12 protein-coding genes are annotated in these 9,643 nt (G+C 44.0%); 8 read left to right on the top strand and 4 right to left on the bottom strand.

Features of this window, described 5'->3' with window-relative positions; translation table 11 throughout:
- Positions 1 to 108 precede the first annotated feature (108 nt).
- From IM477_RS07720 to IM477_RS07700, 5 genes are all read left to right on the top strand, one after another.
- The gene (locus IM477_RS07720) at positions 109 to 411 is read left to right on the top strand and encodes a PIN domain-containing protein (protein ID WP_287731220.1); all 303 of its coding nucleotides are present in this window, start codon (positions 109 to 111) and stop codon (positions 409 to 411) included.
- Between the two features lie 274 nt (positions 412 to 685).
- Positions 686 to 931: a DUF1902 domain-containing protein gene (locus IM477_RS07715; protein WP_287731218.1), complete on the top strand. Its 246-nt coding sequence runs from the start codon at positions 686 to 688 to the stop codon at positions 929 to 931.
- Positions 932 to 1,159 carry a type II toxin-antitoxin system HicA family toxin gene (locus IM477_RS07710; RefSeq protein WP_147073406.1) on the top strand — a complete coding sequence of 76 codons (228 nt, stop codon included), beginning with the start codon at positions 932 to 934 and terminating at the stop codon, positions 1,157 to 1,159.
- A 156-nt stretch (positions 1,160 to 1,315) separates the two neighbouring features.
- On the top strand, positions 1,316 to 1,648 hold the full coding sequence (locus tag IM477_RS07705) for a transposase family protein (protein WP_287731215.1): 333 nt from the start codon (positions 1,316 to 1,318) through the stop codon (positions 1,646 to 1,648).
- A 374-nt stretch (positions 1,649 to 2,022) separates the two neighbouring features.
- Positions 2,023 to 2,973, top strand: coding sequence for an NAD-dependent epimerase/dehydratase family protein (locus tag IM477_RS07700; RefSeq protein WP_287731213.1), 951 nt, complete (start codon positions 2,023 to 2,025; stop codon positions 2,971 to 2,973).
- Between the two features lie 81 nt (positions 2,974 to 3,054).
- Here IM477_RS07700 and IM477_RS07695 read toward each other — a convergent pair whose 3' ends face one another.
- A complete protein-coding gene (locus tag IM477_RS07695) occupies positions 3,055 to 3,996 on the bottom strand; it encodes a DUF1517 domain-containing protein (RefSeq protein WP_287731211.1) in 942 nt (313 codons plus the stop codon).
- A gap of 293 nt (positions 3,997 to 4,289) precedes the next feature.
- Here IM477_RS07695 and IM477_RS07690 point away from each other — a divergent pair, with 293 nt between their 5' ends.
- From IM477_RS07690 to IM477_RS07680, 3 genes are all read left to right on the top strand, one after another.
- Positions 4,290 to 5,549 carry a phosphopantothenoylcysteine decarboxylase domain-containing protein gene (locus IM477_RS07690; RefSeq protein ID WP_287731209.1) on the top strand — a complete coding sequence of 420 codons (1,260 nt, stop codon included), beginning with the start codon at positions 4,290 to 4,292 and terminating at the stop codon, positions 5,547 to 5,549.
- A gap of 43 nt (positions 5,550 to 5,592) precedes the next feature.
- Positions 5,593 to 5,892: a 2Fe-2S iron-sulfur cluster-binding protein gene (locus IM477_RS07685; protein WP_002761301.1), complete on the top strand. Its 300-nt coding sequence runs from the start codon at positions 5,593 to 5,595 to the stop codon at positions 5,890 to 5,892.
- Positions 5,893 to 6,701: 809 nt separating this feature from the next.
- A complete protein-coding gene (locus IM477_RS07680) occupies positions 6,702 to 7,658 on the top strand; it encodes an RNA polymerase sigma factor, RpoD/SigA family (protein ID WP_287731207.1) in 957 nt (318 codons plus the stop codon).
- Positions 7,659 to 7,766: 108 nt separating this feature from the next.
- On the opposite strand, the gene IM477_RS07675 is transcribed toward IM477_RS07680, so the two are convergent.
- The 3 genes from IM477_RS07675 to ureA all read right to left on the bottom strand — a co-directional run bounded on the left by IM477_RS07675 (position 7,767) and on the right by ureA (position 9,373).
- Positions 7,767 to 8,642, bottom strand: coding sequence for an S-methyl-5'-thioadenosine phosphorylase (locus IM477_RS07675; protein WP_287731205.1), 876 nt, complete (start codon positions 8,640 to 8,642; stop codon positions 7,767 to 7,769).
- Between the two features lie 82 nt (positions 8,643 to 8,724).
- The gene (locus IM477_RS07670; RefSeq protein ID WP_002738732.1) at positions 8,725 to 9,051 is read right to left on the bottom strand and encodes an urease subunit beta; all 327 of its coding nucleotides are present in this window, start codon (positions 9,049 to 9,051) and stop codon (positions 8,725 to 8,727) included.
- A gap of 19 nt (positions 9,052 to 9,070) precedes the next feature.
- Positions 9,071 to 9,373 carry an urease subunit gamma gene (gene ureA, locus IM477_RS07665; RefSeq protein WP_002738360.1) on the bottom strand — a complete coding sequence of 101 codons (303 nt, stop codon included), beginning with the start codon at positions 9,371 to 9,373 and terminating at the stop codon, positions 9,071 to 9,073.
- Positions 9,374 to 9,643: the final 270 nt, after the last annotated feature.

The raw sequence follows: 9,643 nt of genomic DNA, 5'->3' as shown, positions 1-9,643 counted from the left end.
TGTTTGGCTTCTCGCAAAGCTCGTCAGGATTATTATGGCAAAATTACCTTTTCTTTTATTCAGGAGTTTGAGGCTTTCACATAACAGTACTTGTCTTTGTATTGAAAAATGTGTCCGTCAGTCAGGGTTTGCTCAAATTTAATCCGCAAAGCAGGGTTTAATAATTTACAGATCCAAAATCTACTTGAAGAATTGACCCAAGGGTGTGAAATCTTACCTGTCTCCCTCGAAACGCTTGAGTATGCCGTGAAATTACGAGATCGCTACTTAATTTCATTTTGGGATAGCCTGATTGTTGCTAGTGCAGTTTTAGGCGATGCAACTATTCTCTACTCAGAAGATATGCAAGATGGTTTAATTATCAATAATAGCTTACAGATTATCAATCCCTTTAAAGATTTAAACTCTTAAAAAGATCATTGACGAGAACTATAGCGTTTGTTATAAAAATGAAATGTAAACTAATCTCGAAAAACTGCTTTTTTAGCTTCTTCTAAATCGTCATCACTGATCACAACATCTTTCCATAAACCTTTAATTTGAGTCTTATTGCGAGAACCTTCAAAGCGATTCGTCGGCGATCATCAAGAGTTGGGGATTGGTGGTAGGGTTGTCAGAAATGCGATCGCACTGTATAATCTTAATTGATATATCAGCTAATTCTACTCAATTGAACTAAATAATCATGAATCAAAAACCGTACCAAGTAGAAGCATTTTGGGATCGAGAGGCGCAAGTGTGGGTAGCAGAGAGTGAAGATATTCCGGGATTAGTCACCGAAGCTGATACCATCGCAGCTTTAACAGCTAAATTACGACAGATAATTCCAGAATTATTACAACTCAATCATCTAATTACCATTGAACCTCAAGCATCGATAACTTTTGAACTAATTAGTCATCGTCAAGAATCAATTGAGTGCGCTGTTTAGATGGCTACTTCTTTAACAACTGCATTAAAAAAACTACTTTCAGCAGCCGGATGTTATTTTGAACGTCAAGGGAAAGGAGATCATGAAATTTGGTATAGTCCTCTGACAGAAAGAAGATTTGTAGTTGATAATACTATTAAATCACGCCATACTGCTAATGCAGTTTTGAAACAAGCTGGACAGGGTAATCGCACGTCGTTTTGTATAAAATATAACAGACAGAGGTGACTGAATGTCGCGCCTATCAGGGCGAACTGACAGGAGTTAATCTGAGAGGAAGCAAAAAGTTACATGGTGTAGCAGTTGAGCAGGGCATCCGGTTTTGGTCTCCTAGTTTTAAACCCCAAGCAAGAGCGAGAGGCAAAGCTCTTAAGAAACATTGTCTTGAAACATTTTCAGCATCTAGAAGACCCCAGAGCGGACAGGGGGCGCAATCCTAGCCTAGTATCGATAATTACCATAGCTATCTTGGCAGTCTTAACTGGTGCCGATGGGTTTGCCGCCATAGAAGCCTACGGTCAAGCCAAGCAATCTTGGTTGGAAACATTTTTAGACCTACCGAAGGGGATACCTTCCCACGATACCTTTGGCAGAGTGCTAAGGATACTAGAACCCAAGCAATTACAGTCAGGATTCCGGCTCTTGGATAGGGGAAATCACCGAGAAATTGAACCTAGAACTAATCCCTATAGATGGGAAAACGGCCAAAAATTCTGATGAAACGGTATCCGGCAAGCATGAACAATGATTTGATGGTGAAAATCTTAGCCGCCAGTGCCGTTGACAGCGAGAGGAGGTAGATGTTAATCCTGTAGTTGATGAGGAGTTTTGGGACTTTAAGGAACTGAGTAGATAAGGTCAGTTCGGGGTTTGTTAGGCCATAATGACTGGCAAAACCAGAGATTCCGGAGCCTTGTGCAGGTCAAAGCCTGAGTTGGCCATCGAATTTTAGACCTAACTCCTCGGAATTTGAGAACTCTATCAATATGCGATTACCCTGGGGGTTGGGGGAGATTCTGCTAATCTAAGAATAAGCGGTTTAAATGCGTCTTAGCTTACAATCGAGACAAAATATCAACGACTAGGATTAAATGGCTACTCATATTGTTACTGGTGTCGCGGGTTTTATCGGTTCTAACTTGGCACAAAAGCTTTTAGAACAAGGAGATCAGGTGATCGGTATCGATCAATTTAACGATTATTACGACCCCAGTTTAAAGCGCAAAAATGCCCATATTCTAGCAAAATATCCCGAATTTCAGTTAATTGAAGCGGATATACAAGCCCTTGACTGGCGACAACTGTTGCAAGGAGTAGAAGTATTATTCCATCAGGCAGCCCAAGCAGGAGTCAGAGCAAGCTGGGGTGATGGATTTCGTCAATATACCGAAAGGAATATAAATGCCACTCAAATTATTCTTGAGGCCGCTAAGGAAACCCCTTCTTTACAACGGATGGTTTTTGCTTCCACTTCCTCGGTGTATGGCAATGCGGAAACGATGCCGACTCCCGAAACCCTTTGTCCCCAACCAGTTTCACCCTACGGCATCACCAAATTAGCGGCAGAAAGACTCTGTTGGCTATATCACCAGAATTTTAACGTTCCCGTCACTGCCTTGCGTTATTTCACCGTTTATGGACCGCGGCAACGTCCCGATATGGCTTTCCATAAGTTTTTTCAAGCAGCGATCGCAGGTAAACCCATCGGCATCTACGGAGATGGCAAACAAACCCGCGATTTTACCTTTATTAGCGATGCTGTAGCCGCTAATTTAGCCGCTGCCCTAGTGCCGGAAGCGGTGGGGGAGGTGTTTAATATTGGTGGTGGTAGTCGCGTGGTATTGTTGGATGTCTTGGATACCATGGAAAAAGTCATCGGTAAACCTATCGAGCGATCGCATCAAGGACTCGCCCGGGGAGATGCCCGTCACACCGCCGCCGATGTCACCAAAGCCCGTACTATTCTAGGTTATAATCCCCAAGTCTCTTTAGCCGAAGGATTAGCCCAAGAATGGCAGTGGATTCAGGAATTATATTGTTAATGGCAGCAATTCCTTAATAATCAAAAAATCTCCCTGCAAAAGGGAGATTTTGGGCAATATCTGGTATTATACCCCGACAAATTACACCAATTTCAGATCGGGATAATTAGCGAGAATGTCGTCTTGACTGAGAATATCACCCTCGCTTTGAGGAGTCCAAATCACTTCTACCGCTAAAAGTCGATCGCCTCCCATACTACCAATTTGTTGCAGGGCTTGTTTCAAGTCTTGGGAATCATTAATTTTGGCTAGAGAAAATTTACCAACAATGCCGGCTAAAATAGTCACCAAAATATAGCCTTCCGGTGCAGTTTTAGCTAATTCTCCAGCCGATTCGGGTAAAATATTTTCTTGAGAACCTTGACGCAGTTGATTATTGTAATTAGTTAAGGTTTCCGCCGTTAGTTTACCGCGTTCGTTGAGAGACCACTGATTAAACTTCGCTTCTGCACTGCTGAGGCTGGTTTGTTGGCAATCGACGTTACCATAAACCCAGTATTCCGGATGACGCAACAGGGCGAGGGCGGATTCTTGTAAGACATCGACGCGCCCCTCGGAGGTGCTAGTATCCACAGTTAGGGCGATTTGATTTAATTCTTGTTGCAGATAACGGGCATTAGCCAACAAACCCACCTGTACTTTAGCCACGGAGACGGTTTCATAACCAGATTCTATCGTCATACCATTCTCATCACTGCCTCCACCATTACGGAAAGCATTAACGAGGAAATTGGCAATAGCAAAAAAGATTAACAGAGAAATTAAGCCACCGCCACCACCACCCCAAAAGAAGGGCAAGAGGAAGGGAAAACCAATACCTCCACCGTAACCGGGGGAACTGTAACCACCACCTCTAGAAGGGCTAATACTGCGACTAGGGGCGCGAAAACTACCGCCCCCCATTCTACCCCCCGATGCCGCTAAAGCACTGGGAATATGACCGAAAATCAGCGTTGTCACTAATCCTAGAACTAATAGCGGCTTGGCAAGCGATCGAACTTTAGTTAAAATTTTGTCAATCATAAGAACACCGAAGCAACCCTTTATTTACTAGGATAACCAGTTTCTCCCTCAGGGATAGACAAATCTTGAATAGGGATAACCGAATCAGTGATCAGTTATCAGTTAGTAAGGTGTTGGGTATGGAGATTTTAGGGTTTTGGGGTTTTGGGGTTTTGGGGTGTTGAGTATGGTTGAAATTTCCCCATCTCCCCCCGCAACGCGCACGAAGTGGTCTCCCCCCGCAACGCGCACGCAGTGGTCTCCCCACTCCCCACTCCCCACTCCCCACTCCCCACTCCCCATCTCCCAAATTTATGACTTGGAATTTCTCCTCTCCGACGGATTCGCCATTAAGCGATCGCGAAGTACCCTTAGAAAGTCATCATCTCTGGGGTAAACGTATTGCTTTACTGGTGACAGGAGGGATTGCGGCCATGAAAGCGCCGCTAATTGCCCGATCTTTGCGGAAATTCGGGGCTACAGTCGTGGCTTTTGTCTCGGAAGAAGCTTTAAGATACGTCACTAAGGAAGCTTTGGAATGGAGTACGGTTAATCCCGTAATTAGCCAATTAACGGCAAAAGCAGAACATTTAAGCGATCAATCTCCCTTTGATCTTTATTTAGTCGCCCCCGCTACCTATAACACGATTAATAAGTTTCGTTACGGAATCGCTGACGGAGTGATCACTTCATGCTTGGCCTCGGCCTTGGGACGACAGGAAAAGGGAAAAACTAAAATTCTGCTTGTCCCCACCATGCACGGCAGTTTACATAATGCTATTCTGAGCGAATCTTTGCAAACTCTCGATCGCTGGGGAGTCCAGATTATGTCACCCCGGGATGATTACGGTAAGCACAATCTCCCCGGGGAAAAAGAGATCACCGTGGCAGCCTGTGGGATTCTCAGTAATTCTGTACTGAAAAATATGCCGATTTTAGTCACTGGTGGACCCACACCCGTTATTATCGATAATATTCGTCGTTTAACCAATCGTTTTACCGGACAATTAGGAGTCGCTATTGCAGAAGAATTGTACCTGCGCGGGGCAAAGGTGCAATTAATCCACGGACGCGGCAGCTATACACCTCCCGCTTATTTACCCCATGAAATTATTGAAACTTATGACGAGTATCTAGGGAAGGTTATGGGAGAATTAGAGAGTAAAGATTATAAATTTGGGATTTTTTCGGCAGCAGTGGCAGATTATCGCTTAGAAAGCCCTTTTTACGGCAAAATTCCCAGTGGTGGGCAGTTAAATCTTAATTTTGTGCCGACGGAAAAAGTGATTGACAAGGTGAGAGAAAAATTTCCCGATTTAGAGATGGTGACTTTCAAGTATCAGGAAGGAGTCAGTCAGGAGGAGTTACTGGAAATCGCCCGTAAACGCCTAGAAAAGGGCTATCAGGCCGTCATTGCTAATAGGGGTGAGGAAAAGGGCGATCAAGGGGAACAGGTGGCTTATTTGGTCACAAAAGCGGCATTGGGGAAATTTATCGGCAAAAAAGCGATCGCTATTGGCATCGCCGAATATTTAGAACAGCGAGCCAAAAATGTTACAATCAAAAAAATTTAATATTTTTTAATATTAATTTGCAAAAATTTAGGGTAACACAGTCATGGGTAACATCAACTTCGTCAAAGAGAATAAGATCGTGGTAGCGGCAGATGGAGCGAATTTACGAGAGAAAGCAATCCAGAATGGCGTTGATATCTACACTTTTGGCGGTAAATTGATGAATTGTGGCGGTTACGGTCAGTGTGGTACTTGTATAGTGGCAATTGTCGAGGGGATGGAAAATCTCTCGGCCAAAACCGACTTTGAACAGCGCTGTCTGAAGAAAAAACCCGAAAATTATCGTTTAGCCTGTCAAACCAGCGTTAATGGCCCTATTAGCGTCCAAACTAAACCAAAATAGCATTTAAGCGTCATTCCCCACCCCCAGCAACGCACCGGTGGGGAAGGTGCGGGGAGCGGAACCATGGAGGCGTTCGATACCAGTGAAAATTGCCAGACAATATCACATAAGCTAAACGGCGCTTAACCTGCATGATCCAATAGCTATAACCCTTTTGGAGTCTATATCGGTGATCCGAAGTAAAAGCCGTTTAGCTTAATTCCCTGAGCGACTTTTTCAGCAGACCCTAATTGATGTCTTCCCAAGACATCTCAGCGGATTTTTGTGATTTTTTTACTGCTTTTTTGCCAGCCAAGGGCTGACAATCAAGAGATTTGCTAGAAAATATCAGCTTTCTGTATTTAAACTGCCTATTGGACATTTTAGTACAAACCCCTCACCGATCGCCCTGCGATCGCTATCTGAGAAAATTGCTCATTTTGTCATCTAGATTGCATCCTGATTGGAAACCTTTGGGTAATCTATGAGTAGGGATACTCAAACCTCCTCTTCATCGGTGCGTTCCTGATAGGGATAATTTTTTTTTCTCATAAACTTTACAATATTTAATGATTGTTGTAATATTGGTTAAACAACCAAGGTTCTTACTACTTGCCATTTATGCCCATAAACTCTATATATAGCCAAAAAAAGAACTATAGAGGCAATTAAATCTTCAATTAGATTTCTCTATATCCTTGAGTGATCACTTACTAATCTCTTTACAAAACTAGAAAAAACCCTGATAGCATCTCCTTAACTGCCCCTGGGGAAGCGATCTGAAAAACGCCATCAATCCCTGAATATCAACCCTCAACCGACGCGCACTCATGAAAACCTCGAAAAACCCCACCGATCCAGTTCGCGCCTATCTCAGAGAAATTGGCCGAGTTCCCCTTCTCACCCATGAAGAAGAAATTCTCTACGCGAAACAGGTGCAAAGATTAATTTTTCTCGAAAAAATCAAGGAATCCCTAAGGGCTAAACTCGGCAGGGAACCCAGCGATCGCCAATGGTCAGAAGCGGCGGAAATTAGTGAAGAACAACTGCGTCGAGAATTGGGGGCAGGGGATTTCGCCAAACGCAAGATGGTAGAAGCGAACCTGCGTCTAGTGGTTTCCGTCGCTAAAAAATACCTAAAACGCAATCTAGATCTATTAGACCTCATCCAAGAGGGAACGATTGGGATGCAAAGAGGTGTGGAAAAATTCGATCCCACCAAAGGCTATCGCTTCTCCACCTATGCTTATTGGTGGATTCGCCAAGCCATCACCCGGGCGATCGCAGAAAAAAGTCGCACCATCCGTCTGCCCATCCACATCACCGAAAAACTGAATAAAATCAAAAAAGCCCAGCGTCAACTAGCTCAAGATAAAGGTCGCGCTGCCACCATTGCCGAATTAGCCGAGGAATTAGACCTAACTCCCAAACAGGTACGAGATTACTTGGAAAGGTCCCGTCAACCCCTTTCCCTTGACTTAAAGGTGGGGGACAATCAAGACACGGAATTAGGGGAACTCTTGGAAGATACGGGACTTTCCCCCGAAGATTACACTGCCTATTCTTCCCTCCAAGTGGATTTGGAAAAACTGATGGCAGACCTCACCCCTCAACAAAAAGAAGTGATTTGTCTGCGTTTTGGTTTAGATAATGGGCAGCCCCTCACCTTAGCAAAAATTGGCGTTCGACTCAATATCAGTCGTGAACGCGTGCGTCAGATCGAACGAGAAGCGATCGCTAAATTAAGAAAACGCAGGGCTAACATTAGAGAATATCTAGCTAGTTAAGCTAGAGATAACCTAGAATTTGGGTCAAATTGATCGTCTGGATAACAGCGAGAAAAATGACCCATTTCTAGATTCATCGGCGACTTTTCTCCGCTCTTATTTCTCTATTTATTCAAGATATTTTTTCAAAAAGAGAGCTAATTTTTCTTTAGTGGCGACGGGAACAGAATCTAGACGGGTAAGAATAGCGTATTTAAGGGCAGAATGAGCGGCGGAAACGGGAGGATTAGCTACCAGACGGCGCACCGTTTCTTGGATAACTTTTTGGGCATTAATAGCGTTATGGTGTAGATTTTCGATCACCATTTCTACCGTGACATGATCGTGGTCGGGATGCCAACAATCGTAATCGGTAACTAGGGCTAAGGTAGCGTAGGCAATTTCCGCTTCTCGGGCTAATTTGGCCTCGGTTAAATTGGTCATACCGATCACGGTTGCCCCCCAACTTCTATAGAGATTTGATTCCGCTTTAGTAGAAAAAGCCGGCCCTTCCATACAGAGGTATGTACCGCCGCGATGCAAGATAACTTCCGGTAGGTTTAAACTAGCGACGGCATCCCCTAAAATTTCGGCTAATTGGGGACAAATGGGATCACCAAAGGCAACGTGAGCAACAATTCCTTCCCCAAAAAAAGTCGCTATTCTCTCTTTAGTTCTGTCAATAAATTGATCGGGAATGACTAAATCTAGGGGTTTAACTTCGGCTTTTAGGGAACCAACGGCCGAAGCGGAAATAATATATTCAACCCCTAATTGTTTGAGAGCGTGAATATTAGCGCGAAAGGGTAATTCGGTCGGTAAAAAATGGTGATTTCTGCCATGACGCGCTAAAAAGGCGACTTCTGTTCCCTCTAAAGTACCGAGAATTAAAGCATCGGAAGGAGAACCAAAAGGAGTATCGAGGGATACTTCCCGCACATCCTTGAGGGCATCCATTTTATACAAACCACTGCCGCCAATGATGCCAATTTTTACCGTCGTCATAGTCTTGGAAAGAATTAGTTATCGTTGCCTTGATTTTACCATAATTGAGCGATCGAACTGTGATAATTTTTCCGTTAAGGCCTTACTTTTTCTTTTTCTTGCCCTTGAGGGAACCATTAATTAAACCATTAAAGCCATAAATTTCTTCAGTTCCCGCGATGGTAACTAATTCCACCTCTTTCGTGTCTCCCGGTTCAAATCGAACTGATGTACCCGCAGGAATATTCAGATGGGTTCCTTTGGTTAATTCGCGCTGGAACTCCAGGGCCTGATTAACTTCATAAAAATGATAGTGGGAACCCACTTGAATGGGTCGATCGCCTGTATTAGCCACAGAAATACGCAGGGTGTCGCGACCGACATTAATCTCGATCGCCCCGGATGGTGTGATAATTTCTCCCGGAATCATAACTGCTAAAAATCTCCTGTTAGTGAATGGGATTGTGAACGGTAACTAATTTAGTACCATCGGGAAAAGTCGCTTCGATCTGTACTTCCGTAATCATTTCCGGGATACCTTCCATTACCTCCTCGCGAGTTAATAAAGTAGTGCCGTAACTCATCAATTCAGCCACGCTACGACCTTCCCTAGCACCCTCGAGGATGGCGGCGCTAATATAGGCGATCGCTTCGGGATAATTTAACTTGATACCGCGATTTTTGCGTCTTTCGGCGAGCAGTGCCGCCGTGAAAATGAGTAATTTATCTTTTTCTTGGGGCGAAAGTTGCATAGATAGGCCTTTTTTCACACAGATGCTAGGGTTATTGTAGTTCTTGACCGGATAGTTGTAGCGATCGAGTTGTGAAAATTTATAACCAACTACTTAGGGCTTGCTGAATAAATGTGAAATTTAGGCAAAGTAAGGGTTTTGGGGCTTTTCTCGCGAAACAGGTGCAAGATTTTGAGAGAATCGTCGTTCAAAACCTCGCGTCTTCATCGGCCCGCGTCCTGTAGGGGCGAAGCATTCGGGCAATAACCTATCGGTGAAATCGGAGATTTT

Origin of the sequence: Microcystis sp. M090S1, from assembly GCF_020246295.1 — a bacterium.
GTDB classification, from domain to species: Bacteria; Cyanobacteriota; Cyanobacteriia; order Cyanobacteriales; family Microcystaceae; genus Microcystis; species Microcystis aeruginosa.
This window is presented reverse-complemented; position numbering and strand designations above follow the sequence as displayed.

Excerpts from the sequence above, each read along its gene's own strand:
- IM477_RS07720 (WP_287731220.1), top strand. The coding sequence starts at position 109 with ATGTGTCCGTCAGTCAGGGTTTGCTCAAATTTAATCCGCAAAGCAGGG.
- IM477_RS07715 (WP_287731218.1), top strand. The coding sequence starts at position 686 with ATGAATCAAAAACCGTACCAAGTAGAAGCATTTTGGGATCGAGAGGCG.
- IM477_RS07710 (WP_147073406.1), top strand. The coding sequence starts at position 932 with ATGGCTACTTCTTTAACAACTGCATTAAAAAAACTACTTTCAGCAGCC.
- IM477_RS07700 (WP_287731213.1), top strand. The coding sequence starts at position 2,023 with ATGGCTACTCATATTGTTACTGGTGTCGCGGGTTTTATCGGTTCTAAC.
- IM477_RS07695 (WP_287731211.1), bottom strand. The coding sequence starts at position 3,996 with ATGATTGACAAAATTTTAACTAAAGTTCGATCGCTTGCCAAGCCGCTA.
- IM477_RS07690 (WP_287731209.1), top strand. The coding sequence starts at position 4,290 with ATGACTTGGAATTTCTCCTCTCCGACGGATTCGCCATTAAGCGATCGC.
- IM477_RS07685 (WP_002761301.1), top strand. The coding sequence starts at position 5,593 with ATGGGTAACATCAACTTCGTCAAAGAGAATAAGATCGTGGTAGCGGCA.
- IM477_RS07680 (WP_287731207.1), top strand. The coding sequence starts at position 6,702 with ATGAAAACCTCGAAAAACCCCACCGATCCAGTTCGCGCCTATCTCAGA.
- IM477_RS07675 (WP_287731205.1), bottom strand. The coding sequence starts at position 8,642 with ATGACGACGGTAAAAATTGGCATCATTGGCGGCAGTGGTTTGTATAAA.
- IM477_RS07670 (WP_002738732.1), bottom strand. The coding sequence starts at position 9,051 with ATGATTCCGGGAGAAATTATCACACCATCCGGGGCGATCGAGATTAAT.
- ureA (WP_002738360.1), bottom strand. The coding sequence starts at position 9,373 with ATGCAACTTTCGCCCCAAGAAAAAGATAAATTACTCATTTTCACGGCG.